This window comes from Pseudomonas sp. KCJK9058, assembly GCF_046230975.1.
Taxonomy (GTDB): domain Bacteria; phylum Pseudomonadota; class Gammaproteobacteria; order Pseudomonadales; family Pseudomonadaceae; genus Aquipseudomonas; species Aquipseudomonas alloputida.
Genome location: NZ_JBJJLR010000034.1, coordinates 1 through 26,045 on the forward strand (window position 1 = coordinate 1; position 26,045 = coordinate 26,045).

23 protein-coding genes are annotated in these 26,045 nt (G+C 61.8%); 5 read left to right on the top strand and 18 right to left on the bottom strand.

Annotated elements, in window-relative coordinates:
- The first annotated feature begins 71 nt into the window (after nt 1–71).
- Nucleotides 72–998, top strand: a complete 927-nt coding sequence (locus ACK59Z_RS17680; RefSeq protein WP_409293516.1) for a class I SAM-dependent methyltransferase — start codon at nt 72–74, stop codon at nt 996–998.
- 13 nt (nt 999–1,011) lie between these two features.
- Here ACK59Z_RS17680 and ACK59Z_RS17685 read toward each other — a convergent pair whose 3' ends face one another.
- The 8 genes from ACK59Z_RS17685 to gcl all read right to left on the bottom strand — a co-directional run bounded on the left by ACK59Z_RS17685 (nt 1,012) and on the right by gcl (nt 10,753).
- Entirely contained in the window at nt 1,012–2,010 is a 999-nt protein-coding gene (locus ACK59Z_RS17685) for a sulfate ABC transporter substrate-binding protein (protein ID WP_108190948.1), read from the bottom strand.
- Between the two features lie 211 nt (nt 2,011–2,221).
- Nucleotides 2,222–3,043 carry an ion transporter gene (locus tag ACK59Z_RS17690; protein WP_012051670.1) on the bottom strand — a complete coding sequence of 274 codons (822 nt, stop codon included), beginning with the start codon at nt 3,041–3,043 and terminating at the stop codon, nt 2,222–2,224.
- 45 nt (nt 3,044–3,088) lie between these two features.
- Nucleotides 3,089–3,961, bottom strand: a complete 873-nt coding sequence (locus tag ACK59Z_RS17695) for an urea transporter (protein WP_047604156.1) — start codon at nt 3,959–3,961, stop codon at nt 3,089–3,091.
- A gap of 206 nt (nt 3,962–4,167) precedes the next feature.
- The gene (gene pyk / locus ACK59Z_RS17700; RefSeq protein ID WP_003254349.1) at nt 4,168–5,583 is read right to left on the bottom strand and encodes a pyruvate kinase; all 1,416 of its coding nucleotides are present in this window, start codon (nt 5,581–5,583) and stop codon (nt 4,168–4,170) included.
- Nucleotides 5,580–6,854, bottom strand: coding sequence for a glycerate kinase (locus ACK59Z_RS17705; protein WP_003254348.1), 1,275 nt, complete (start codon nt 6,852–6,854; stop codon nt 5,580–5,582). Before ACK59Z_RS17705 ends, pyk begins: the two co-directional genes overlap by 4 nt.
- Nucleotides 6,855–7,094: 240 nt before the next feature.
- Nucleotides 7,095–7,988: a 2-hydroxy-3-oxopropionate reductase gene (locus tag ACK59Z_RS17710; protein WP_003254347.1), complete on the bottom strand. Its 894-nt coding sequence runs from the start codon at nt 7,986–7,988 to the stop codon at nt 7,095–7,097.
- A gap of 152 nt (nt 7,989–8,140) precedes the next feature.
- Nucleotides 8,141–8,923, bottom strand: a complete 783-nt coding sequence (gene hyi, locus ACK59Z_RS17715; protein ID WP_003254346.1) for a hydroxypyruvate isomerase — start codon at nt 8,921–8,923, stop codon at nt 8,141–8,143.
- Nucleotides 8,924–8,977: 54 nt separating this feature from the next.
- Entirely contained in the window at nt 8,978–10,753 is a 1,776-nt protein-coding gene (gcl, locus tag ACK59Z_RS17720; protein WP_003254345.1) for a glyoxylate carboligase, read from the bottom strand.
- A gap of 257 nt (nt 10,754–11,010) precedes the next feature.
- On the opposite strand from gcl, the gene ACK59Z_RS17725 reads away from it, so the two are divergent.
- Together ACK59Z_RS17725 and ACK59Z_RS17730 are read left to right on the top strand one after the other, a co-directional pair.
- Complete coding sequence (locus tag ACK59Z_RS17725) at nt 11,011–11,451, top strand: heme-binding protein (protein WP_003254344.1); 441 nt, start codon at nt 11,011–11,013, stop codon at nt 11,449–11,451.
- Nucleotides 11,452–11,528: 77 nt separating this feature from the next.
- Entirely contained in the window at nt 11,529–11,657 is a 129-nt protein-coding gene (locus ACK59Z_RS17730; protein ID WP_409293517.1) for a hypothetical protein, read from the top strand.
- A 221-nt stretch (nt 11,658–11,878) separates the two neighbouring features.
- Here the strand turns inward: ACK59Z_RS17730 and ACK59Z_RS17735 are convergent, their stop codons facing one another.
- Complete coding sequence (locus ACK59Z_RS17735; protein WP_003254343.1) at nt 11,879–12,490, bottom strand: TetR/AcrR family transcriptional regulator; 612 nt, start codon at nt 12,488–12,490, stop codon at nt 11,879–11,881.
- A 132-nt stretch (nt 12,491–12,622) separates the two neighbouring features.
- On the opposite strand from ACK59Z_RS17735, the gene ACK59Z_RS17740 reads away from it, so the two are divergent.
- Nucleotides 12,623–13,537, top strand: coding sequence for a DUF808 domain-containing protein (locus ACK59Z_RS17740; protein WP_108190944.1), 915 nt, complete (start codon nt 12,623–12,625; stop codon nt 13,535–13,537).
- Nucleotides 13,538–13,663: 126 nt separating this feature from the next.
- On the opposite strand, the gene ACK59Z_RS17745 is transcribed toward ACK59Z_RS17740, so the two are convergent.
- The 8 genes from ACK59Z_RS17745 to puuE all read right to left on the bottom strand — a co-directional run bounded on the left by ACK59Z_RS17745 (nt 13,664) and on the right by puuE (nt 22,837).
- Complete coding sequence (locus ACK59Z_RS17745; RefSeq protein ID WP_108190943.1) at nt 13,664–15,571, bottom strand: LTA synthase family protein; 1,908 nt, start codon at nt 15,569–15,571, stop codon at nt 13,664–13,666.
- A gap of 295 nt (nt 15,572–15,866) precedes the next feature.
- On the bottom strand, nt 15,867–16,649 hold the full coding sequence (locus ACK59Z_RS17750) for an outer membrane protein OmpK (protein WP_004576922.1): 783 nt from the start codon (nt 16,647–16,649) through the stop codon (nt 15,867–15,869).
- A 352-nt stretch (nt 16,650–17,001) separates the two neighbouring features.
- Nucleotides 17,002–17,787 (bottom strand): outer membrane protein OmpK, encoded by a 786-nt coding sequence (locus ACK59Z_RS17755; protein ID WP_003254337.1) that lies wholly within the window; start codon nt 17,785–17,787, stop codon nt 17,002–17,004.
- A gap of 140 nt (nt 17,788–17,927) precedes the next feature.
- A complete protein-coding gene (locus ACK59Z_RS17760) occupies nt 17,928–19,283 on the bottom strand; it encodes a nucleobase:cation symporter-2 family protein (protein ID WP_003254336.1) in 1,356 nt (451 codons plus the stop codon).
- A 186-nt stretch (nt 19,284–19,469) separates the two neighbouring features.
- Nucleotides 19,470–20,798 carry a urate hydroxylase PuuD gene (locus ACK59Z_RS17765; RefSeq protein ID WP_003254335.1) on the bottom strand — a complete coding sequence of 443 codons (1,329 nt, stop codon included), beginning with the start codon at nt 20,796–20,798 and terminating at the stop codon, nt 19,470–19,472.
- A gap of 44 nt (nt 20,799–20,842) precedes the next feature.
- Complete coding sequence (locus ACK59Z_RS17770) at nt 20,843–21,346, bottom strand: ureidoglycolate lyase (RefSeq protein WP_003254333.1); 504 nt, start codon at nt 21,344–21,346, stop codon at nt 20,843–20,845.
- 49 nt (nt 21,347–21,395) lie between these two features.
- The gene (uraD, locus tag ACK59Z_RS17775; RefSeq protein ID WP_004576924.1) at nt 21,396–21,911 is read right to left on the bottom strand and encodes a 2-oxo-4-hydroxy-4-carboxy-5-ureidoimidazoline decarboxylase; all 516 of its coding nucleotides are present in this window, start codon (nt 21,909–21,911) and stop codon (nt 21,396–21,398) included.
- Complete coding sequence (gene puuE / locus ACK59Z_RS17780; RefSeq protein ID WP_003254330.1) at nt 21,911–22,837, bottom strand: allantoinase PuuE; 927 nt, start codon at nt 22,835–22,837, stop codon at nt 21,911–21,913. Before puuE ends, uraD begins: the two co-directional genes overlap by 1 nt.
- A gap of 399 nt (nt 22,838–23,236) precedes the next feature.
- Between puuE and uraH the strand changes: the two genes are divergently transcribed.
- Nucleotides 23,237–23,590 carry a hydroxyisourate hydrolase gene (gene uraH / locus ACK59Z_RS17785; protein ID WP_003254328.1) on the top strand — a complete coding sequence of 118 codons (354 nt, stop codon included), beginning with the start codon at nt 23,237–23,239 and terminating at the stop codon, nt 23,588–23,590.
- A gap of 1,017 nt (nt 23,591–24,607) precedes the next feature.
- On the opposite strand, the gene ACK59Z_RS17790 is transcribed toward uraH, so the two are convergent.
- The gene (locus ACK59Z_RS17790) at nt 24,608–25,957 is read right to left on the bottom strand and encodes an NCS2 family permease (protein WP_003254327.1); all 1,350 of its coding nucleotides are present in this window, start codon (nt 25,955–25,957) and stop codon (nt 24,608–24,610) included.
- Nucleotides 25,958–26,045 lie beyond the last annotated feature (88 nt).

Here is a 26,045-nt window from a genome sequence, read left to right on the forward strand (position 1 = left end):
TGTAGGCGCGGGTTTACCCGCGAAGAGGCCCGCAAGGTAGAATGCCGCTTTTTGCCAGCCTGCGATCCGCCATGACCTCGCCCATCGACACCCTTGAGCAACACCTGCTTGCCGCCTTCGACCCTGCCCCACAGGAAACCCGCCGCCTGTTTCACGGGCGCGGCCGCTGCTGGCAGGGCCTGGAGCAGGTCACCGTCGACTGGCTGCAGGGCGTGCTGTCGGTCGCCTTGTTCCGTGAGCCGCCCGAAGGCCAGCTCGCCGAACTGGAAGCCATGCTGCGCAGCTTGGCCGAGCGCCCGCAGTGGACGGGTCAGGCAGTCATCATCCAGCACCGCTACCTGCCCGACAGCCCGGGCCAGTGGCTGCTGGGCGAGCCGTGCCAGCAACGCGAAGTGATCGAGGACGGCCTGACCTACCTGCTGGACTTGGGCGTGCGGCAAAACAATGGCCTGTTCCTCGACATGCGCTATGGCCGCCGTTGGGTGCGCGAGCAGGCGGCGGGCAAGCGCGTGCTGAACCTGTTCGCTTATACCTGCGGCTTTTCCGTGGCAGCGATTGCCGGTGGCGCTGAGCAGGTGGTGAACCTGGACATGGCCAAGTCGGCCCTGTCGCGGGGCCGGGACAACCATCGCCTCAATGGCCACGATGGATCACGGGTGGCGTACCTGGGGCATGAACTGTTCAAGTCGTGGGGCAAGGTGCGCAAGTACGGGCCTTATGACCTGATCATCATCGACCCGCCAACCTTCCAGCGTGGCAGCTTTGTGCTGACCCAGGATTACGCAAAGATCCTGCGGCGTTTGCCGGAGTTGTTGAGCGAAGGCGGGACGGTGCTGGCGTGTGTCAACGACCCGGGGATCGGGCCTGAGTTTCTGATTGAAGGCATGGCAGAGCAGGCGCCTTCGCTGGCTTATGTCGAACGCCTGGAAAACCCGCCGGAGTTTCCGGACGTTGACCCGGCGGGGGGCCTGAAGGCCTTGGTGTTCCGCCGGGTTTGATGTTGCTTGTGCGTTACTGACCGGTATAGATCTGGTCAAACACCCCACCGTCATTGAAGTGGGTCTTCTGCACGGTACGCCAGTCACCGAAGGTTTTCTCCACCGACAGGAAGTCCACTTTCGGGAAGCGGTCGGTGTACTTGGCCAGTACCGTCGCATCACGCGGGCGCAGGTAGTTGTTGGCGGCGATCTCCTGGGCTGCGGGTGACCACAGGTACTTCAGGTATTCCTCGGCCACGGCCTGGGTGCCTTTTCTGACCACCACCTTGTCGACCACCGTCACCGGTGGCTCGGCTTCGGCCGATACGCTTGGGTAAACGACTTCGAACTGGTCGCGGCCGAACTCGCGGGCGATCATCTCGGCTTCGTTCTCGAAGGTGACCAGCACGTCACCGATCTGGTTGGTCATGAACGTGGTGGTGGCGGCACGGCCACCGGTGTCCAGCACGGGTGCCTGTTTGAACAGCTTGCCGACGAAGTCGCGGGCTTTGCTTTCATCGCCGCCTTGCTTGAGTACGTAGCCCCAGGCCGACAGGTAGGTATAGCGGCCATTACCCGAGGTTTTCGGGTTGGGCACGATCACCTGCACACCGTCCTTGAGCAGGTCGGGCCAGTCTTTGAGGGCTTTCGGGTTGCCCTTGCGCACGATGAACACAGTGGCCGAGGTGAACGGCGCGCTGTTGTTCGGCAGGCGGGTTACCCAGTTGTCGGGCACCAGCTTGCCGTTGTCTGCCAGGGCGTTGATGTCGGTGGCCATGTTCATGGTGATGACATCGGCCGGCAGGCCATCGATCACCGCACGGGCCTGCTTGCTCGAACCGCCGAAGGACATCTGCACGTTGACCTTCTCGTTGTGCTCGGCTTCCCAGTGCTTCTGGAAGGCCGGGTTGTAGTCCTTGTAGAAGTCGCGCATCACGTCGTAGGAAACGTTGAGCAGGGTGGGGGCGGCCTGGGCGAGGTTGCCCAGGGCCAGGCCTGCGGCGAGCAGCGAGGCGGTGAAGAGTTTTTTCACGTTGCTTCCTTGTTCTTGAAGGGTGTTGGGGCAGATTGCCAGCGACTATAACGGGTGGGTTTATACGGGTTAAAGAACAAAAAATGCTTTGGTTATGCTTCTGCCTGTGCCGGCCTCTTCGCGGGTAAACCCGCTCCTACGGGGGACCGCGCACGGTCCCGGCCTGTTGGTAGGAGCGGGTTTACCCGCGAAGAGGCCGGCGCAGGCGCTATCATGCTTTGGGAAACAACCCATTCCCACAGCGAGAACAGAACGCTGCCCCATGCTCGTGGGTCTTCTTGTGGCAGGTCGGGCAATCATGCTGCAGCTGCTCCCCACGCATGGCATTGGCCAGCTCGGCGGTAAAGATGCCGGTCGGCACGGCAATGATCGAGTAACCGGTAATCATCACCAGCGACGACAGCACCTGCCCAAGCGGCGTCTTGGGCACGATGTCGCCAAAGCCCACGGTGGTCAGGGTAACGATGGCCCAGTAGATGCCTTTGGGGATGCTGGTAAAGCCATGCTCAGGCCCTTCGATCACGTACATCAGCGTGCCGAACACCGTTACCAGCGTCGATACTGTCACCAGGAACACGATGATCTTCTGCTTGCTGCCGCGCAGCGCCTCCATCAGGTAATGGGCCTGCTTGAGGTACGGGCTGAGCTTGAGTACACGGAAGATCCGCAGCATCCGGATGACCCGGATGATGAGCAGGTACTGGGCGTCGCTGTAGTACAGCGCGAGGATCCCCGGCACGATCGCCAGTAAATCGACCAGGCCGTAGAAACTGAAGGCATAGCGCAACGGCTTGGGCGAGCAGTACAGGCGGGTGATGTATTCGGCCAGGAAGATTGCGGTAAAGCCCCACTCGATGCCGGCCAGCAGGCCGGCGTAGCCCTGGTGCACCTCATCGATGCTGTCGAGGATCACCGTGACCAGGCTGGCCAGGATGATCAGCAACAGGATCTTGTCGAAGCGGCGACCGGCTACGGTGTCGGTCTGGAAGACGATGACGAAGAGCCGCTCGCGCAGGCTCGCTGGGTTGTTCATTGGCTCGTTCCACAAAAGCGATGGGCTGAGCCTAGGGGTTGCGTATCAGCCGTGCAAGCGGCTGGCGTTGCGCTGCCTGGGTTGCGCCAGGTGACTGCCCAAGTGCATCAGCCAGCAGGCGGCAACGAAGGGGGCGGTCAGGCCAGGCACTGGCAGCAGCTTGAACAGCGGTTGCAACAGCAGGGCCAACGCTATCGCCAGCAGCGTCACCCAAGGTTTTTCACCTTGCCTGCTGAAGGCCAGTGCCGCCAGTGCGCCATTGAAGCCGTACAGGCCTAACCAGGCGGCTTGCGCCTGATCGGTGAGCAACGCCACCCCGCCGCCAATGGCCGAGCCGATCACCGCCCACAGCGCCGCATAGGGGTTGGCGATGAACATGCCGACGATGATCAGCAACCCGGCCAAGGGCTGGTCGAGCAGGAAGATCTGGCCCACGCCGCGGGCCAACGCGTACAGCGGGTCAGCTTCGACGAAGCCGCTGGGTGAGGGGCTGACGACTAGCAGTGTGCCCCAGCCCAGCAGCACGAATGGCGCGGTGTAGGCGACCAGCAACTTGCCGCCGCGCTTGCGCCACTGGTGGGTGATGATGCTGGACAGGCCGCCGGCGGCGATGATCAGGGGGGGCAATATGACCGACCAGGGCAGCACGGCGCTGATCAGGATGCCGATCAGCACGCCGTTGTAGCAGTACAGCCCGGCCTGGCGGTCGGCACGGTCATAGCCGCGTGCCTGGGCGGTGAGCAGGCCGGCCAGGGCGCCAAGCAGCGCGCCGCCGACCAGGTTGGGCGCCGTCAGCAGGATGGCAAGCAGGCAGCACAGGCCGCACAGGGGGTTGCGCAGCAGCAGCACCTGGCTGAAACCGTTGAGTAACGCCGTGGCCCAGTCGGGGCACGGGTTGACGAAATTTTTGGTGTACATGGGGCAGTCAGTGAGGTTGATGGGGGAGCGGTGGGCCTCTTTGGGCCTCGGTTTTCCGCGGTCGGGTAGAGCGGTATTCAGGGAGGGCTTTGCCCTCCAATCGCGACACAAGGCCGCTCCCACAGGGATCGCATTCCCTTGTGCCAGCGTGGCCCTGTGGGAGCGGCCTTGTGTCGCGAAAGGGGCGCAACGCGCCCCCGGCAATCTCAGATCAAAGTCTCGATCCGCAGCGTGTTAGTCGTACCCGGCTTGCCGAAAGGCACGCCAGCGGTGATCAGCAGCGTGTCGCCACGGCTGGCCATGCCTTGCGCCTGGGCAATCTCCAGGGCGGTGGAAACCACCTCGTCGACCTGACGCAGGCGGTCGTTGACCACCGAATGCACACCCCAGGCCACGCTCAGGCGGCGCGCGGTGTTCAGGTTCGGCGTCAGGTTGAGGATCGGTGCCCGTGGCCGTTCACGTGCCGCGCGCAGGGTCGAGGCACCCGACTCGCTGTAGTTGACCAGCACCGCCACTGGCAGGATGCCGCTGATGCGGCGGATCGCGCAGCTGATGGCGTCCGACACGGTGGCCTCGGCCTTTGGCCGGCCGACGTCGAGCTGGGCCTGGTAGTCCGGGCCGTTCTCAACCTGGCGGATGATCTTGCTCATCATCTGCACGGCTTCCAGCGGGTAGTCACCCGAGGCGGTTTCGGCCGACAGCATCACTGCATCGGCACCTTCGGCCACCGCGTTGGCCACGTCGGTGACTTCGGCACGGGTTGGCGCTGGCGAGAAACGCATCGACTCGAGCATCTGCGTGGCCACCACCACGGGTTTGCCCAGCTGGCGGCAGGTGCCGATGATGCGCTTCTGGATCTGCGGCACGCTCTCGGCCGGTACTTCCACGCCCAGGTCACCACGGGCCACCATGATCGCGTCTGCCAGCTCGGCGATGGCTTGCAGTTGCTCGACGGCCGATGGTTTCTCGATCTTGGCCATCAGGTAGGCGCGGTCGCCAATCAGCTGGCGCGCTTCGACGATGTCCTCAGGGCGCTGCACGAACGACAGGGCGACCCAGTCCACACCCAGCTCCAGGCCAAAGGCCAGGTCGCGGCGGTCTTTTTCGGTGAGTGGGGAGAGGTCGAGCACCGCTTGCGGTACGTTGACGCCCTTACGGTCGGAAAGCTCGCCACCGTTCAGCACCTCGGTGTCAATCGCGTCGCTGTGCTTGGCGGTCACGCGCAGGCGCAGCTTGCCGTCGTCCAGCAGCAGGTCCATGCCGGGCTCAAGGGCGGCAATGATTTCGGGGTGCGGCAGGTTGACCCGGCGGCTGTCGCCCGGGGTTTTGTCCAGGTCCAGGCGCAGGGCTTGCCCGCGTTGCAACTGCACCTTGCCTTCGGCGAAGCGGCCAACGCGCAGCTTCGGCCCTTGCAGGTCCATGAGGATGCCCAGCGGGTAGTTCAGCTGTTGCTCGACTTCGCGGATCCACTGGTAGCGCAGGGCGTGGTCGGCATGCTCGCCATGGCTGAAGTTGAGGCGAAAGATGTTCACCCCGGCTTCGACCAGCTGGCGGATATCGTCGATGCCGTTGATCGCAGGGCCAAGGGTGGCGAGGATCTTAACTTTTTTATCAGGCGTCATGATTGGGCAGTCTCGAGGATCAGGATGGCGCGGAAGTCGTTGACGTTGGTGCGGGTCGGTTCGGTGACGATCAGCGCATCCAGCGCGGCGAAGTAGCCGTAGCCGTTGTTGTTGTCCAGCTCGTCGCTGGCCGACAGGCCCAAGGCTTCGGCGCTGGCGTAGCTGGCCGGGGTCATGAAGGCACCGGCGTTTTCTTCCGAGCCATCGATGCCGTCGGTGTCACCGGCCAGGGCGTACACGCCCGGCAGGCCTTTCAGGCTTTCGGTGAGGCTGAGCAGGAACTCGGCGTTACGCCCGCCACGGCCATTGCCGCGCACGGTCACGGTGGTTTCGCCACCCGACAGGATCACGCAGGGCGCTTTGAGCGGCTGGCCGTGCTGAACGATTTGCCGGGCGATACCGGCATGCACCTTGGCCACTTCGCGCGATTCACCTTCCAGGTCGCCGAGGATCAGCGGGCTGAAACCGGCCTGACGGGCTTTGACCGCGGCGGCCTCGAGCGACTGCTGGGGTTTGGCGATCAACTGGAAGTGGCTGCGGGCCAGGGCCGGGTCATCGGCCTTGACGGTTTCCGAGGCCGGGTTGTTCAGCCAGTCGATGACCGCTTTGGGCGCTTCGATGTTGTAGCGTTTGAGGATGGCCAGGGCGTCGGCCGAGGTGCTAGGGTCGGCCACGGTGGGGCCGGAAGCGATGACCGTGGCGAGGTCGCCCGGTACATCGGAAATGGCATAGGTGTAGACCGTGGCCGGCCAGCAGGCCTTGGCCAGGCGCCCGCCCTTGATCGCCGAGAGGTGCTTGCGCACGCAGTTCATCTCGCCGATGGTGGCGCCGGATTTCAGCAGCGCCTTGTTGATCTGCTGCTTGTCGGCCAGGGTCAGGCCTTCGGCAGGCAGGGCCAGCAGCGCCGAGCCACCGCCAGACAGCAGGAAGATGACGCGGTCTTCTTCGTTGAGGTTGCTGACCAGTTCCAGCACGCGCTTGGCCACAGCCAGGCCGGCAGCGTCCGGGACCGGGTGGGCGGCTTCGACCACCTCGATCTTCTGGCAGTTGGCGCCGTGGCCGTAACGGGTCACGACCAGGCCGGAGACTTCGCCCTGCCAGCTTTTCTCGACCACTTCGGCCATGGCAGCTGCGGCCTTGCCGGCGCCGATGACGATAACCCGGCCGCTGCGATCGGCGGGCAGGTAGGGTTCGAGGACTTGACGGGGGTGGGCGGCGGCGATGGCTGTGTCGAACAGTTCGCGGAGAAGTTTTTGCGGATCGACCGACATGGCAGGCTCCCAATTATTGTTGTTCTGCAGAATCAAAAACGCCCCTGGAACTGCCTCCGTGCAGGCCGAACCAGGGGCGGGTGTTGCTCGATGCCACCATTGGGCCTGTGGTCGCAGGTTCAACGGCGTTGGCTTCTTCGCGGACAAGCCCCGCTCCTACATGCACAGCTCTGAGCGATTGTGCGGTATTTGGTAGGAGCGGGTTTACCCGCGAAGAGGCCAGTGAAGGCTAAAAACGACTTATTTGTCGTCGCGGATCGAGAAGTTGGCCATGTGCTCCAGGCCTTTGATCAGCGCCGAGTGGTCCCAGTTGCCGCCGCCCAGTGCCTGGCAGGTGTTGAACACTTGCTGGGCATTGGAGGTGTTGGGCAGGTTGATGCCCAGTTCCTTGGCGCCTTGCAGGGCCAGGTTCAGGTCCTTCTGGTGCAGGTTGATGCGGAAGCCTGGGTCGAAGGTGCCCTTGATCATGCGCTCGGCGTGCACTTCGAGGATTTTCGACGAAGCAAAGCCGCCCATCAGTGCTTCACGCACCTTGGCAGGGTCGGCGCCGTTCTTGGCGGCGAACAGCAGGGCTTCGGCCACGGCCTGGATATTCAGGGCGACAATGATCTGGTTGGCCACCTTGGCGGTCTGGCCGTCACCGTTGCCACCGACGCGGGTAATGTTCTTGCCCATGGCTTCGAACAGCGGCAGGGTGCGCTCGAAGGCTTTAGGGCAGCCACCGACCATGATGCTCAGGGTCGCGGCCTTGGCGCCGACTTCACCACCGGACACCGGGGCGTCCAGGTAGGCGGCACCGGTAGCCTTGATTTTTTCGGCGAAGGCTTTGGTAGCGGTAGGGGAGATCGAGCTCATGTCGATCACCACCTTGTTCGGGCCAACGCCTTCGGCCACGCCGTTTTCACCGAACAGGACGCTTTCGACCTGCGGGGTGTCGGGAACCATGACGATGATGAATTCGGCTTCCTGGGCAACTTCTTTCGGGTTGGCCAGGGCCACGGCACCGGCGGCGATCAGGTCGGCTGGCGCGGCGTCGTGGTGGGTGGAAACGAAGATGCTGTGACCTGCTTTTTGCAGGTTCTGGGCCATGGGCTTGCCCATGATGCCGGTGCCGATGAAACCGATTTTAGCCATGAGAGATTACCTCTTTGTAATTGTGATATCTCAAGCAAGCTTTGGCCCCCTGTGGGAGCGGGCTCGCCCGCGAAGCAGACAACTCGGTGGATGGCACCGGCTTTGCCGGTGTTCGCGGGCGAGCCCGCTCCCACAGGGTCCCGAGTTGTTCCTCAGATTGCGTTGTGGGTTTTCAGCCAGCCCAGGCCTGCTTCGGTAGTGGTCTTGGGCTTGTACTCCGCGCCCACCCAGCCCTGGTAGCCAATGCGGTCCAGGTGTTCGAACAGGAAGCGGTAGTTGATCTCGCCGGTGCCTGGTTCATTGCGGCCGGGGTTGTCGGCCAGCTGGATGTGGTTGATCAGTTTCAGGTTGGCTTCCATGGTGCGAGCCAGGTCACCTTCCATGATCTGCATGTGGTAGATGTCGTATTGCAGGAACAGGTTGTCGCTGCCCACCTCGGCCTGGATTTCCAGGGCCTGCTGGGTGGTGTTCAGGTAGAAGCCTGGGATGTCGCGGGTGTTGATCATTTCCATGACCAAGCGAATACCGGCGCCCTTGAGCTTGTCAGCGGCGTAGCGCAGGTTCTCGACGAAGGTCTTGCGCACGGTGGCGCAGTCCGGGCCTTGTGGGCGGATGCCCGCCAGGGCGTTGACCTGGGTGTTGCCCAGCACCTTGGCGTATTCGATGGCCTTGTCGACACCCGCGCGGAATTCCTCGACGCGGTCAGGGTGGCAGGTGATACCGCGCTCACCTTTGGCCCAGTCGCCGGCCGGCAGGTTGAACAGCACCTGGGTCAGGCCGTTGGCCTCCAACTGCTGCTTGATTTCAGCTGCGCTGAAGTCATAGGGGAACAGGTATTCGACGCCGCTGAAACCAGCATCGGCGGCAGCCTTGAAGCGGGCCAGGAAGTCCTGTTCGGTGAACAGCATGGACAGGTTGGCAGCGAAGCGAGGCATGAGTTGTCTCCTTGCGATGAAGGCCCCCAGGGCGTGCCTGGGGGCGTCAGGCGATCAGTCCAGCAGCGAGATGGCGGTTGGCGCGTCGTTGCCGACCAGGGCCAGGTCTTCGAACTCGTTGACCGCGTTGATCTCGGTGCCCATGGAAATGTTGGTCACACGCTCGAGAATCACTTCAACCACCACCGGCACGCGGAACTCTTCGGCCATCTTCTGTGCCTTGATCAGGGCAGGGGCGATTTCTGCTGGCTCGAACACACGGATGGCCTTGCAACCCAGGCCTTCGACCACGGCGACGTGGTCGACACCGTAGGTGGCAGCGTCGGTCGAGTTGATGTTCTCGAACGCCAGTTGTACACAGTAATCCATGTCGAAGCCACGCTGCGCCTGGCGGATCAGGCCCAGGTAGGCGTTGTTCACCAGTACGTGAACGTACGGCAGGTTGAACTGCGCACCCACCGCCAGTTCTTCGATCATGAACTGGAAGTCGTAGTCACCCGACAGCGCCACAACCTTGCGCTTCGGATCGGCTTTGACCACGCCCAGTGCAGCAGGGATGGTCCAGCCCAGCGGGCCGGCCTGGCCGCAGTTGATCCAGTGGCGTGGCTTGTACACATGCAGGAACTGCGCGCCGGCGATCTGCGACAGGCCGATGGTGCTGACGTAGCAGGTGTCTTTGCCGAATACCTGGTTCATTTCTTCGTAGACGCGCTGCGGCTTGACCGGCACGTTGTCGAAGTGGGTCTTGCGCTGCAGGCTCGACTTGCGCTCCTGGCACTCTTCCAGCCAGGCCTTGCGGCACTTGAGCTTGCCGGCGGCTTTCCACTCGCGGGCCACTTCCAGGAACACGTCCAGTGCCTTGCCAGCATCGGAAACGATGCCCAGGTCCGGGGTGAACACGCGGCCGATCTGGGTCGGTTCGATGTCGACATGCACGAACTTGCGGCCTTCGGTGTAGACATCGACGGAACCGGTGTGGCGGTTGGCCCAGCGGTTACCGATACCGAATACCAGGTCGGACTTCAGCAGGGTTGCGTTGCCATAGCGGTGCGAGGTCTGCAGGCCAACCATGCCGACCATCTGGGCGTGGTCGTCCGGGATGGTGCCCCAGCCCATCAGGGTCGGGATCACGGGTACGCCGGTCAGTTCGGCGAATTCGACCAGCTTGTCGCTGGCGTCGGCGTTGATGATGCCGCCACCGGCTACCAGCAGTGGGCGCTCGGCGTCATTGAGCAGCGCCAGGGCTTTCTCGGCCTGTACGCGGGTGGCGGATGGCTTGTTGACTGCCAGTGGTTCGTAGGCATCGATGTCGAATTCGATTTCGGCCATCTGCACGTCGAACGGCAGGTCGATCAGCACCGGGCCTGGGCGGCCGGTACGCATTTCATAGAAGGCCTTCTGGAAGGCGTAAGGCACCTGGCCTGGCTCCAGAACGGTGGTCGCCCACTTGGTCACTGGCTTGACGATGTTGGTGATGTCGACAGCCTGGAAGTCTTCCTTGTGCAGGCGGGCACGTGGCGCCTGGCCAGTGATGCACAGAATCGGGATGGAGTCGGCCGAGGCGCTGTACAGGCCGGTGACCATGTCGGTGCCGGCAGGGCCGGAAGTGCCGATGCACACACCGATGTTGCCCGGGTTGGCGCGGGTGTAGCCCTCGGCCATGTGCGAGGCACCTTCGACGTGACGAGCGAGGACGTGATCGATGCCACCGACTTTCTTCAGGGCCGAATACAACGGGTTGATGGCAGCCCCCGGGATGCCGAACGCGGTATCTACACCTTCACGGCGCATGACCAGAACGGCTGCATCGATTGCTCTCATTTTGCTCATGGTTTGTGCCTCATCGATTTTGTAATTGTATACAACTTGCTTTGCGACAGAGTGTATTCACGCCTGGCGGCTCAGGTCAATGGGTTTTCATCGGGTGGGCTCGCTTTCGTCAAAGCGGCCGTGAAAACGGCTATTTGCGCCATCGCATACGATCGTTTCAAAATATTGTATACAAAAATACATCTCGTTGTGTTCTATTTGCTCTATCGGTTTTCAACTGCCCTTAGGGCTTCTCACAACAAGAAGAGGACCTTTCCATGAACGTCTTGAACCTGAAAATCGCTGTCAGCCTGGTAAACGCCGCACTGGCGGCAGGCCGCAAGATCAACGCTGCGCCACTGACCGTTGCGGTACTGGATGCCGGCGGGCACCTGCTGGCGTTGCAGCGTGAGGATGGCGCGAGCCTGATTCGGCCTGAAGTGGCCACTGGCAAAGCCTGGGGTGCGATTGCCCTGGGCAAGGGGTCGCGCTTGCTGGCGTTGGATGCGCAGCAGCGGCCGGCTTTTTTTGCCGCGTTGAACGGGATGGGTGAGCGGCCCGTGGTGCCGGCGCCAGGTGGGGTGCTGATTCGTGATCAGGACGGCAAGGTGCTGGGTGCCGTGGGGATCAGCGGCGATACGTCGGATATCGACGAGCAGTGTGCGATCAGTGCGATCGAGGAGGTGGGGTTGCGGGCAGATGCCGGGGTAGCGGCGTAAGGCTCAAGTCAGCTGGGGCCGCTTTGCGGCCCATTCGCGACACAAGGCCCCCACAAGGACTGCGCCAGGCTTTAGATGTGTACGGCGACTTTCAGGGCTTCCAGCGCCGGCTCGACCTTGATACCCAGCGCTGCACCCTGCTCCATTACCCAGGGTTGATGGGCGGGTTTGCGGTGATGATGTTTCTCGACACTGCGCTGGGCTGAGGCTGAACACCGGCCTGTGGGAGCGGCCTTGTGTCGCGAAAGGGCCGCGAAGCGGCCCCGGCATTATTTGCATCGACGCTGAACCCCCGGGGCTGCTGTGCAGCCCTTTCGCGACGCAAGGCCGCTCCCACACGGATCGCGCCAGCTTTCAGAAATTGAGCAAGAGAGTTGCTCCCACAGGGGCGTGCGACCCCAGTGGAATGCGGTCCCCATTGGCCATGTCAGGCCACCTCTGGCTCACAACCCTTGAGCACCATGCGGATAATGGTTTCGGCCGCCGCGTCATAATCACTGTCGGCCAGCTTGGCCTTGCCGGTCACCGCAGAAATCTGCCAGTCGAAGTCCGCATAGGTCTGGGTCGCCGCCCAGATGCTGAACATCAGGTGGTGCGCGTCCACATGGGCGATCTGCCCGCGGTCGATCCAGCGCTGGATGCACTCGATGTTGTGCCGGGCCTGCTCGTTCAACTGCTCTACCTGGTTTGCTGACAGGTGCGGCGCGCCATGCATGATCTCGCTGGCGAACACCTTGGACGCATGGGGCAGGTCACGCGAAATGCGAATTTTCGAACGAATGTACGCACTCAGCACTTCCTTCGGGTCGCCGTCTGCATTGAACGGCGTGGATGCCTGCATGATCGGCGCGATGATGCTTTCCAGGACCTCGCGGTAAAGGTTGTCCTTGGACTTGAAGTAGTAGTACACGTTCGGCTTGGGCAGGCCGGCCTTGGCCGCGATATCGCTGGTCTTGGTGGCGGCGAAGCCCTTGTCGGCGAATTCCTCGCTGGCCGCGCGCAGGATCAATTCCTTGTTGCGCTCGCGAATGGTGCTCATGGTCAGGGATCTTCCTCGTGTCTGGCCACCTCTAAGGGGGATCGGGCATGGTAGCACCGGCCTCGACGGGCGCTCAAGGCAGCGGCTTTGGGCTAGAATCCGGCACATTGACTTATTTGGATACAAGCAAACATGGCAGGAAGCAGTCTACTGGTACTGATCGACGATATCGCCACGCTGCTGGATGACGTCTCTCTGATGACCAAGGTGGCGGCAAAAAAAACCGCAGGCGTGCTGGGTGATGACCTGGCGCTGAATGCCCAGCAGGTCACCGGCGTGCGCGCCGATCGCGAACTTCCGGTCGTCTGGGCGGTGGCCAAGGGGTCGTTCGTCAACAAGGCGATCCTGGTACCGGCCGCGCTGCTGATCAGTGCGTTCATACCGTGGGCGGTTACGCCGTTGTTGATGCTGGGTGGCGCGTTCCTGTGCTTCGAGGGTTTCGAGAAGCTGGCGCACAAGTTCTTGCACAGCAAGGATGAGGACGACGCGCAGCACAAGGCTCGACAGCAAGCCGTGGCGGACGCCAATGTCGACCTGGTGGCCTTCGAGAAGGAGAAGATCAAGGGCGCGGTTCGCACCGACTTCATCCTGTCGGCCGAGATCATTGCCATTACCTTGGGGATAGTGGCGGATACGCCGCTGCCGCAACAGATCATCGTGCTCTCGGGCATTGCCATTGTCATGACCATCGGGGTATACGGGCTGGTCGGCGGCATCGTCAAGCTCGACGACCTGGGGCTGTGGATGACCACGAAGGCCTCGCGTCTGGCTCAGTTGGTTGGCAACGGCATCCTCCGGGCTGCGCCCTACATGATGAAGAGCCTGTCGGTGGTTGGTACTGCGGCGATGTTCCTGGTAGGGGGTGGGATCCTGGTGCATGGCATCGAGCCGCTGCATCATGCCATCGAGGCGTTCAGCGAAGGGCGTGGCGGGGCGTTGACCGGGGCGTTGCTCAACGGCGGGGCCGGAGTCATCGCAGGTGCTGTGGTGCTGGCGGTGGTAAGCGTTGCGGGGAAATTGTGGCGGGCGGTTCGGCCAGCCAATTGAGGCGTGTGGCCGGGGCTTTGCCCCGGTTCGCGGGTGAACCCGCTCCTACAGGGGATTGCTTGTTTCTGCAGGAACGGGCTTGCCCGTGAGCACCGGCAACGCCGGTGCCATCGCCGTATTGCAGGTCTACTGTTCGGCCACCGCCCCTTCCTCCTGCGGCTTCCAGGCCAGCAACCCCTTGCTGAAATCGTTGGCAGCACTTTGGTAATAGGCAATCGCCCGGCGGATCAGCGGGTTGTCACTGTCTGCACTCATTTCCCGGCTGTTGCCCAGGGCATCCTGGTGCACCCGCATGCCGCCGCGTGGGCTGAGGATCGCCAGGTCCTTGCCGTCGAACAGCCCCAGATGCTGGTAGTTGCCGATCAGTACCCGGGGTGGCAACTGGTTATTGCGCAGCAGGTCGCGGCCGAAGAAGGTCGAGGTATAGCTCAGGTTGAGCAGGCCGAGCAGGGTGGGTGCCAGGTCGATCTGGCTTGCCAGTTGCGGATCCTCGCGCGGGGCGATCAGCTTGGGTGCATAGATCCACAGCGGAATCTGGTAATTGCGCACCGGCAGGTCTTCCACCCCGGCGCTACCGGCGGTGTGGTCGGCGACAAACACGAACAGGGTATTGTCGAACCATGGCTTGCCCTTGGCTTCCTGCAGGAACTGCGCAATGGCATGGTCGGTGTATTTCACCGCACCTTCGCGGCCATCGCCCGAAGGAATGTCGATGCGGCCGTCCGGGTAGGTGTAGGGGCGGTGGTTGGAGGTGGTCATCAGTTGCAGAAAGAATGGCTGCTGCCTGGCGTGGCCGGCATCGGCCAGCCTAAGGGTCTGCCGGTACAGGTCCTCGTCGGCCATGCCCCAGGCGTTCTTGAAGCTGATTTCGTTCTCGGGGACGCTGCTCTGGTCGACGATGCGATAGCCGTTGCCGCTGAAGAAGGCGTTCATGTTGTCGAAGTAGCCACGCCCGCCATAGACGAACACTGCGTCATAGCCGACAGCCTTCAACTGCTGACCAAGGCTGGCATAGCCGCTTTCGCGGCCGATGCGCTTGACGATCGAGCGGCCGGGGGTAGGGGGGATTGACAGTGTGATGGCTTCCAGGCCCCGGTCGGTACGGGTACCGGTGGCATAGAAGTTGTTGAAGTACAGGCTCTGCGTGCGCAGTACGTCCAGGTTGGGCGTGAGGTTGCGCGGGTCGCCGTTGCTGCCCATGTACTTGGCGCTGAAGCTCTCGATGGTGACCAGGATGATGTTGGGCTTGCGTGGTGCGCCGCTGGCGTTGATATGACGGCGAATGTCCTCAGTTTCGCTGGCTTTGAACTGCGTGTTGGGCTCGGCCAGCTCTTGATGCATCTGCGCTCCGACTTCGCTGGCGTTGAGGCTGGCGTAGAACTGGGTGTAGTCCAGCTCGTTGTTCCGGAACGCGGCAAAGAACTGGTACGGGCCGTTGCTTGCCAGTTCGCGCTGATAGGCGTTACCGCCCTGCCCGCGGGGGAACTGCTGGTCGATCAGGAGTACGCTGAGCCCGCCCAGCACTGCCAGCAGGGCAAGGCCGCCAAGGCGCTGGCGCAGGTTGGCGCTGGGCGCAGCGAGTGCACGGGAGAGCGGTTTGCGCAGAATCAGTGCGAGCAGCACGGCCACCAAGGCAATGCTACCCAGCAGGGTCGGTAGCGGGTACGACTCGCGTATATTGTCCAGCACTTCTTTGGAGTAGACCAGGTAGTCGACGGCGATGAAGTTGAAACGCACACCGAACTCGTCCCAGAACAGCCACTCGGCCACGGCGACGAACAGCATCACGAACAGGCTGACGATGAGTGCGCCGCCCATCAGCCTGCGATGTAAGGCCGTGCGCCACAGTGCGGCCGGGCATATCGCCAGGTACAGCCCCAACGGCAGTGCAGCGTAAGTGAGGAAGCTCAGGTCGTACACGGCACCACTCAAGAATAATGAGAAGTAGTCGCCATGTACTTCATCAAGATGGGTGACCAGCAATACCAGGCGGGTCAGCAGGAAGATGCCGAACCAGAGTGAGCAAACTAGCATAAGATACCGCCACGGGGCGGCGAAGTGGGTGCGCATTAAGTAGGCCTGTTTTCTTTTTGGAATGGTGCGAAGAAAAGCAGATTAGTTCAGGCTATGCAAAAAAAATGTCAAAAGTTTGAGCGGTGGCCATGAGGCGTTCTGCGCGTGGCCAGCAGACGCCACCACAGGGCTGCGTCGCCGCTGCCAGACAAAACGTCGCACCAGTGGATAAATGCCTGTGAGCGTGTAAGTTAAAGCTGATTTTTTACTGCGTAACAGCGCCGCTACATAGCGGCGCTGTTAACTTTTCAGTGCGTCAGAAGTGCACTTTCACCAAGAAACTCATGGTGTTCTGGTCGGTTGTAAAGGCATCGCTGTCCTTGATACCGTACTTGTTCTTCCAGTAATCGTACTCCACACCCACATACAACTGCTTCTCGCCCAGGTGCAGCGCCTTGCCCAGGTCATACTTGATCTGCGGGTTGAAGTGCAGGTTGGCCTGGTAGGTGCCGCGGCGGTTCTCGTCGTTGTCCACCACCCAGTCCATGAAGCCGTCGATCAGCACGTCGGAATCACCGACCGGAATGGTGTACGACCACACCGGGGTGATCTGCCACACGTTGTCGCCAGCGCGGCTGCCGTCGGTGGTGCGGTTGTAGAAGTTCAGCTGGAAGTAGTCGAAGCCCGGGATGGCCAGGTCGAAGCCCGGGCCGATCAGGTAAGACTCGGTGTCACCCTCGCCAAACTCGTAGGTCATCGCCAGCAGCACGTCCTTGACCGGGCCCAACTCCAGCTTCTGGTCGAAGATCTTGCCGAACGACAGGCGTGGGCTGAACTCGCCATAGTAGGTGTTAGGGCCGTTGCTGGCGTCCTTCTTGCCTTGGTAGAAGATCTTGTCGACGAAGAAGAAGTTATCGCCGTACTTCCACGCGTCGGCGTGTTCGAAGGTGAATGTTTGCTGGGTCTCGGGGTTGACCTTGAAGTTCTTGCCCCACAGGTAGGTCAGGCTGTTGTTCTGCCATTGCAGCAGGTCGCCGCCGAAGGTGGTGCCGCAGGCCAGCAGGCCGCCGGCAAGGATCAGGCTGTTGATGGTACGCATTGCGAGTGTCGCTCCCTTGATTGATCTGTTGTCAGCGCTCGTTGTTGGCGCTTTTTTGTCTTTTAAGTCAGCTTTTTTCGATAGGCCACAGCTGTTTGGCAAGGGTCGAGCCAACTTTTCCGGGTTGGCAAAACCTTCCTGCTCGACTTCGTTCTGAACGGATGAAAAGGGTCTTTCAGGCTGGCAACACGTTGGCCAACCGCCCGTATTCATTGACTGAGCGGTCAGTAAACGCAGGCAGAATCCGTTCTGCCCTGATCGAGGGGGCGCGCAGATTACTGGCTTGCGCGCCGCGCCTCAAGTGCTCCGTCCTGGAGCGGGGTGATTCAAACTTGTGCGTTTGGTCAACTTCCTAGAAGTGCACCTTGATCAGCGCACTGGCCACGCTCTGGTTGCTGTCCAGGTTGCCGCGGCTGTCAATGCCGTACTTGTCTTTCCAGTAGCTGTATTCAAAGCCGACGTAGAGCTGCTTGGCGCCCAGGTTCAGCGCCTTGCCCAGGTCGTATTTAACCTGCGGGTTGAAGTGCAGGTTGGCGTGATAGGTGCCACGGCGGGTCTGGTCGTTGTCGGTAACCCAGTCCATGTAACCGTCGATCAGAATGTCTGACCGGCCGACAGGGAGGGTGTACGACCAGCCGGGGGTAATCTGCCAGACGTTGTCACCGGGGCGGCTGCCTTCGGTGTTACGCACGTAGAAATTGAGGGTGAAATAGTTGAAGCCGGGGATGTTCAAGTCAAAGCCTGGGCCGATCAGGTAGGCCTCGTTGTCGCCTTCACCGCGCTCGTAGGTCATGGCCAGCAGCACGTCCTTGATCGGACCGAAGGCAAGCTTGCGGTCGAAGATCTTGCCCAATGACAGGCGTGGGCTGAACTCGCCGTAGTAGGTGGTCACACCTTTGCCGGGGTCGGCCTTGCCGTTGTAGAAAATCTTGTCGACGAACATGAAGGTGTCGCCGTACTTCCATTTGTTGGCGTGCTCGAAGGTGATGGTCTGCTGGATATCAGGGTTGACCTTGAAGTCCTTGCCGTACAGGTAGGTCAGGCTTTCGCCGTGCCACTGCAGCCATTCGCCTGCGTGCGAGGGTAGGGTGGCCAGCAGGCTGCTGCCCAACAACAGGGACGTGGTGATGCGCTTCATGTTGTGATTCCCGGACTTATTGTTTTTGTTGGCGGTTTTTTTGGCGCGCAGGCGCCCCGGGCGACCCATTCCGGCGGGTCGACGGCGTAGCGGTTACTGCAGAGGTAAATGAGGGGCGGTCATGCACCGCCCCTTTTGGCTCAATGCTGGTGACAGACGTCGTTGTGCATTGCGCGGTCGGCACCGCCAAGGATGTTGAACAGAACGTTCAACACCAGGGCACAGACCGTGGCCATGGCGATACCGCTGTGGGTGATGGGTTCCATCCACTGTGGCATCTGGGCAAAGAACTCCGGACGCACCACGGGGATCAACCCGAAGCCGACGCTCACGGCAACCAACAGCTGGTTGCGGCGGTCGCCGATGTCCGCCTCCTGAAGAATCTTGATCCCGGTGGCGGTGACCATGCCGAACATGGCGATGGACGCGCCGCCCAGTACCGCAGGCGGGATCGAGGCAATCAGGAAGGCCGCCTTGGGCAGCAGGCTGAGCAGGATCAGCAGTGCACCGGCCACGATGGTGACATAGCGGCAGCGCACCCCAGTCATCTGCACCAGGCCGATGTTTTGGGCGAACGAGGAGTGGGTGAAGGTGTTGAAGAAGCCCGCAATGAACGACGCACCGGCATCGCACAGCAGGCCGCGACGCAGCATGCCAGGGGTGACTTCGCGATCGGTCACCTTGCCCAGGGCCAGGAACATGCCGGTGGACTCGACGAAGATGATCACCACTACCAGGCACATGGACAGGATCGGCGCCAAGCTGAAGGTCGGCATGCCAAAGTGCAGCGGGGTGACCACCTGCAACCACGGTGCTTCATTCAGACCCGACAGGTCGACCATGCCGATGGAGCCGGCCAGGATGTAGCCAAGGCCCATGCCCACCAGTACCGACACGTTGACCCAGAAACCGCGCATGAAACGGTTGATCAGCAGGATCACGGCCAGTACCAGGCCGGCCACCAGCAGGTAGATCGGCGAGCCGAACGTTTGAGCGTCCTGGCCGCCACCGGCCCAGTTGACGGCCACCGGGAACAGCGACAGGCCAATCGAGGTGATCACCGTACCGGTGACCAGTGGGGGAAAGAAGCGGACAACCTTGGACATGAACGGCGCGATCAGCATGCCGAAGAACCCGGCAGCGATGGTCGCGCCGAAGATCCCCTGCAGGCCCACGCCGGGCATGCCGGCCATGGCCACCATGCTGCCGACGGCAGCGAAACTGGCACCCATCATCACCGGCATGCGGATGCCCACCGGGCCGATACCGAACGACTGGATGATGGTAGCGACGCCAGCGACCAGCAGGTCGGCGTTGATCAGGAAAGCGACTTCTTCACGGGACAACCCGGCAGCCTGGCCGATGATCAACGGCACGGCGATCGCGCCACCGTACATCAGCAGAACGTGTTGCAGGCCAACCAGGAACAGTTGGAACAGGGGCAAGGGTTCTCGCGGCGGCGCAATGGGGATATACGCCTTGCGTGACTCGGACATGCAGCACCTCGAGTTTTGTTTTTATTCTCGGATCCAAGCGGCAGGCCTCATGCCTGCGCGCTCGATGCTTGCTTGTTGCGTAACACATGGAGCTTGAGGCCGGGGCTTCCGGCCTCTTCGCGGGCAAGCCCGCTCCTACAGGGGAAGGTGATTCCCTTGGGGGGCGGGTTGCCTGGCGAGGTGCTGTCAGTTGACCTGGGCGCCTTTGGCGATCCAGTCGCCGACGAGCTTGCGCTCTTCGGTGGTCATCTGGGTGATGTTGCCCAGCGGCATGATCTGGCTGGCAACCGCTTGCGCCTGAATGCGCGCGGCCTGGGCCTGGATCTGCTGCGGAGTGTCGAACATCACGCCGGCAGGAGCGGCGCTGAACAGTGGGCTGGTCGGCTTGGACGAGTGGCACACGGTGCAGCGTTCCTGGATGACATTGTGGATCTTGTCGAAGTCGCCACCACCGGCCTGGGCAGCGGCCTGGGCCGGTGCCTGCGCAGGTGCGGCGGGTGCTTCGGCAGCCTTGGCGGCGTCCTCGGCACGCTGCTCGGCAGCGGTCTTGCCACCTACCGCAGTTGCCGGCAGCGGTTGGTACTCGATCTTCGCTGCGGCTTGCTCAGGGCTTACGGCCATCGGTTTCGGGCCGGTAACGTAAGCTAGGCAGATCATCGCCAAGGCGCCGACGGGCAGGGTCCAGGCGTACTTGTTGCTGTCGTGGCGGGTGTTGAAGTAGTGGCGGATCAGAACCGCGGCTACTGCGATACCGGCCAGGATCAGCCAGTTGTACTGGCTACCGTAGGTGCTCGGGAAATGGTTGCTGATCATGATGAACAGCACCGGCAGGGTGAAGTAGTTGTTGTGACGCGAGCGCAGCAGGCCCTTGGCCGGCAGTACCGGGTCGGGCGTCTGGTTGTTCTCGATCGCCGCCACCAGCTGGCGTTGGGCCGGCATGATGATGCGGAACACGTTACCGACCATGATGGTGCCGATGATCGCGCCGGTGTGCAGGTAGGCACCACGGCCGCTGAACACCAGGCTGAAGCCCCAGCAGGCTGCGATGATCAGCACGAACAGCACACCACCGAGCAGCGCTGGCTTCTTGCCCAAGGGCGAGTCGCACAGGAAATCGTAGATGAACCAGCCAGCGATCAGCGAACCGATACCGATAGCCACGCCTTCGGCACCGCTCAGGGTGCTGCCAGGCGCCAGCAGGTACAGTGCCGGGTTCCAGTAGAACACCACGCACAGCAGGGCGATACCGGACATCCAGGTGAAGTAGGCTTCCCATTTGAACCAGTGCAGGTTCTCGGGCATTTTCGGGGGGGCGAGCTTGTATTTCTCCAGGTGGTAGATACCACCGCCGTGAATCGCCCAGAGATCACCCGACAACCCATCGCGCGGGTTGCTTCGATTCAGGTGGTTCTCCAGCCAGACGAAGTAGAACGATGCACCGATCCAGGCAACGCCGGTGATCATGTGAACCCAGCGAATGCTCAGGTTCAGCCATTCGTGAAGGTGTGCTTCCACAGTATGTACCTCTGCCAGTCACCGAGAAGATGACTGACCTTTTCTTATTGGTGGGGATTGAGGATCAGCATCTGTTCCTCGGTGAAGTAATGCTCATCGCAGTTGTTGCCAGAACCACTGCGATCAACCACCAGGAAATCATCCCGCTTTTCGATCGTCAGCACCGGGTGGTGCCAGACGCCGCGATGGTAATTAACGCCCTGCCTGCCATTACTGCGGAAGGCTCGGACCAAGCCTGATACAGGTGCATCGCCAACGGGCGCGACCACGATCAGAAAGGGGTTGCCGAGCAGCGGGATAAAAGCCTGGCTGCCCAGCGGATGGCGTTCCAGCATGCGCACGGTCAGCGGCATGTCCTGCGCGTCGGCGCGGAAGATGCTGATGATCGCCTTGTCTTCAGGCTCGGCGGTTTCGACCGTGGCGAGCTTGTGAAAGCGCATGGTCGAGCCGTTGTTGATCATGAAGTGGTCGCTGCCGTCGGTTTCGATCACGTCTCCGAACTGGGCGAAGGCTTCTTTGGTCAAGGGCTCGATCATCAGGGTGCGCATGCGGTTATCTCTTCTATTGTTCGTTTTCTGAATAAGGTTCGGCTGTTGCTTACAGCTGCAGCAGGCGGAACAGGGCGATCAGGTTGATCTGCGCCAGGGCTTCCTTGAATTCGGCATCGGCATCGTTGTGGATGCGTTTTTCAAAGGCGGCGAGAATCTGGTGCCGGTTACTGCCCTTCACCGCCATGATGAACGGGAACTGGAACTTGGCCTTGTAGGCATCGTTCAGTTCGGTGAACCGAGCGAACTCTTCGGCGGTGCACTGGTGGATACCGGCACCGGCCTGTTCGTTGGTGCTCGATTCGGTCAGTTCGCCCTGGATGGCGGCCTTGCCTGCCAGGTCCGGGTGAGCATTGATCAGCGCGAGCTGGTCAGCGTGGTTGGCGCTGAGCAGGATGTCGCTCATGCGCTGGTGCAGCGCCTCGATCTCGTCCAGCTCGCCCAGTTGGCCCAGGTCATAGGCTTTTTCGGCAACCCACGGCGAGTGCTCGTAGATGTCGGCGAAGGCCTTGACGAAGGCGTCGCGGTCCAGGGCGGATGGTTTGAGGGTATTGAAGGCGGTCATCAGGCGTTCTCTTTCTTGTACGGGTGGGTGGTGTGCCAGTGGCGGGCGATATCCACGCGACGGGCGAACCAGACCTGGTCATGACTTTTTGCGTAATCGACGAAGCGCTTGAGTGCAGCCAGGCGTGCCGGGCGGCCGACCAGGCGGCAGTGCAGGCCGATGGAAAGCATTTTCGGTGCTTCGGCGCCTTCGGCGTACAGCACATCAAAGGCGTCTTTCAGGTACTGGAAGAACTGCTCGCCGCAGTTGAAGCCCTGTACCTGGGTGAAGCGCATGTCGTTGGTGTCCAGGGTGTAGGGGATCACCAGGTGCGGCTTGCCGGTGGGGTTGTTCGGCTCCCAGTAGGGCAGGTCGTCGTCGTAGGTGTCGCTGTCATAGAGGAAGCCACCTTCCTCCATCACCAGGCGGCGGGTGTTCGGGCCGGTACGGCCGGTGTACCAGCCCAGCGGGCGCTCGCCGGTGAGTTCGGTGAGGATACGGATGGCTTCGAGCATGTGCTCGCGCTCCTGGGCCTCGTCCATGTTCTGGTAGTCGATCCAGCGGTAGCCGTGGCTGCAGATCTCGTGGCCGGCTTCGACCATGGCGCGGATCACGTCGGGGTGGCGCTGGGCGGCCATGGCCACGGCGAAGACGGTGAGTGGCACGCCGCTGTCCTTGAACAGCTTCAGCAGGCGCCACACACCGGCACGGCTGCCGTATTCATACAGCGACTCCATGCTCATGTTGCGCTGGCCCTGCAGGGGTTGGGCAGCGACCATCTCGGACAGGAAGGCTTCGGATTCCTTGTCACCGTGCAGGATGTTGCGTTCGCCACCTTCCTCGTAATTGAGGACGAAAGACAGCGCGATGCGGGCGTTACCCGGCCATTGCGGGTGAGGAGGGTTGTTGCCGTAACCGATCAGGTCGCGAGGGTAATCAGCGCTCACTGCAGTCTTCCTTCTTGTGCGTTAGTGCGGGGGGTGGGCGGGCCGCGTCGGTATGTCGCACCACCGGATGGGCTGATTGTATACAACTTCTGAAATCTTTTGTAAGCCTGTTTTTCCGCATTTCTTCCCTTTTGTCGCCTGACAGCGACCTGGAAATACAGTGCAAGAAACCTGCCTGTTTGGTCAGCTAATGAGGTTGGCATCGTTATGGTGCGTGTATTTGCGACCGATGGGTCGTTTATGGGCAGCAAAGGGAGGGTGTGACAGAGGGGATTAAAAAATTGTGTACAATCCTTGGATGGAATGTCTTAATAACGTCATTCCCGCCTGCCGCAGGCGCTAAGCTGGTGCGATGGCTGAGTATTTTTTGCCCACAGATTGAACAAGAGGCGACACGCAATGGGACGTTTGACCACACACGTACTGGATGCCGCGCATGGCTGCCCGGGTAGCTCGATCAAGGTCGAGCTGTACCGCGTCGAAGGCCAGCAGCTGGAGCTGGTGAACACCGCCCTGACCAACAGCGATGGCCGCGTCGACGCGCCGCTGTTGCAGGGGGACGATTACCGCACTGGCGTTTACCAGTTGCAGTTCAGCGCTGGGGATTACTACCGCGCCCGTGGCGTGCAATTGCCGGCCCAGGCGTTTCTGGATGTTGTCGTGCTGCGCTTTGGCATCGACGAGTCGCAGGAGCACTACCACGTGCCGCTGCTGATTTCGCCGTACAGCTATTCGACCTATCGTGGAAGCTAGTTGGTCGCTAGAAGAATCTTCGTAGGTCCTTTGGCCCGCTCTCACACTGGCGGGCTTTTTTTCGTCTGCTGTTTTTGCGTTGGCTGTGCCGGCCTCTTCGCGGGTGAACCCGCTCCTACGGCGGCCTGCGCCCAATCACCGATGTGTGTCCACCCCCGATCAGGTGTAGGAGCGGGTTTACCCGCGAATACGGTAGCGGCGGCAACGGTGAACGGCGGGTGGAGATTGGCCAGCAGGCCCGGCCCTTTCGCGGGTGAACCCGCTCCTACACGACGGCCTGTGTCCAATCACCAATGCGTGCCCATCCCCGATCAGGCGTAGGAGCGGGTTTACCCGCGAATACGGCAGCGGCGGCAACGGTGAACGGCAGGTGGAGATTGGCCAGCAGGTCCGGCCCTTTCGCGGGTGAACCCGCTCCTACGGCGGGCTGTATCCAACTGTCCATCCCCGTTGTAGGAGCGGGTTTACCCGCGAATACGGTAGCGGCGGCAACGGTGAACGGCAGGTGGAGATTGGCCAGCAGGTCCGGCCCTTTCGCGGGTGAACCCGCTCCTACGGCGGGCTGTATCCAACTGTCCACCCCCGTTGTAGGAGCGGGTTTACCCGCGAATACGGTGGTGGTGGCAACGCTGAGCGGCAGGTGGAGATTGGCCAGCAGGTCCGGCCCTTTCGCGGGTGAACCCGCTCCTACGGCGGGCTGTATCCAACTGTCCATCCCCGTTGTAGGAGCGGGTTTACCCGCGAATACGGTGGTGGTGGCAACGCTGAGCGGCGGGTGGAGATAGGCCAGCAGGGCCGGCCCTTTCGCGGGTAAACCCGCTCCTACGGGCGACCGCGCAGGCCTTTCAAATGTTGAGCAAGGGCGCCATATCGCGGCGTACCAACTAGGCGTTCGCGCGCGTACCTCGCAGGCATTAATGGCCCGAAACAAGCGTAGGAACGACCTTGGTCGCGACGCGCCGCGCGTGCGGCGCTCGAGTTTGATAACACTGGAAATCTAAAGCCAAGCGCTCTCGGTCAGAGGAACACGAACTTGGCAATGAAGATCGCGCACAGCACCCACAGGCTGGCCGAGATTTCCTTGTATTTGCCGGTACCCGCCTTCAGTGCCACATAGCTGATGAAGCCCAGGGCAATACCATCGGCGACCGAGAACGTCAGCGGCATCATGATCACTGTGACGATCGCCGGAATGCTGTCGGTGGCCTCATCCCAATGAATGTGCGCCATGCTGCCCATCATCAGCATTGCAACGTAGATCAGCGCACCTGCTGTCGCATAGGCCGGAATCATCCCGGCCAGCGGCGCGAAGAACATCGCGGCGATGAACAGCAGGCCTACCACCACAGCCGTCAGGCCAGTTCGGCCACCTGCGGCAACCCCCGCAGCACTCTCCACATAGCTGGTCACCGGCGGTACACCGACCACCGCGCCGAACACACTCGAGGCACTGTCAGCCTTCAACGCCTTCGACAGGTTCTCGATCCGCCCGTCCGGCGCCACCAGGTTGGCCCGTTGCGCGACGCCCATCAGCGTGCCGGCAGTGTCGAACATGTGCACGAACAGGAACGCCAGCACCACGCTGATCATGCTGACATTGAACACGCCAGCCACGTCCATGGCCATCCAGGTCGGTGCCAGGCTTGGGGGCATCGACATCACCCCGCCAAACTTGACCAGGCCCAGGCCCCAGCCCGCCAGGGTGACACCAATGATGCTGATCAGGATCGCGCCGAATACCCGCTTGTAGCTGAGGATGGCGATCAGCAGAAAGCACACGGCCGCCAGCAGCGGCCCCGGCTCATGCAACGAGCCCAGCTTGATCAGGGTGGCGGGGCTGTCGACGATGATGCCTGCGGTCTTCAGGCCGATCAGCCCGAGAAACAATCCGACGCCGGCCCCCATGGCATGGCGCAGGCTGACCGGGATGCTGTTGAGCAGCCATTCGCGCACTTTCGACAAGGTCAGGAACATGAACAACACGCCGGAGACGAATACCGCCCCCAGCGCCGTTTCCCAGTTGTAGCCCATGGTGCCGACCACGGTGTAGGTAAAGAAAGCATTGAGCCCCATGCCTGGCGCCAGGCCCACCGGCCAGTTGGCGTACAGGCCCATCAGCAGGCAGCCCAGCGCGGCGGCGATGCAGGTGGCGACAAAAGCGGCACCATGGTCGATGCCGGCGTCGGCCATGATGTTGGGGTTGACGAAAATGATGTAGGCCATGGTGATGAAGGTGGTCACCCCAGCGATCATTTCGGTTTTGACAGTGCTGCCGTGTTGCTTGAGTTTGAAAATCCGCTCCAGCCAGCTCGTTTCGAGCGGCGGAGCAAGATCCAGCGTAGGGGCTTCGGATTTGCGGCTTTCCACAGCGGGTACTCCTCAAGTCTTTCTTGTTGTTATGGAGCCAGTTTCCTGCGCAATGCACTTGGCGGCTCCGCGAGGGAAGGCAGACGTC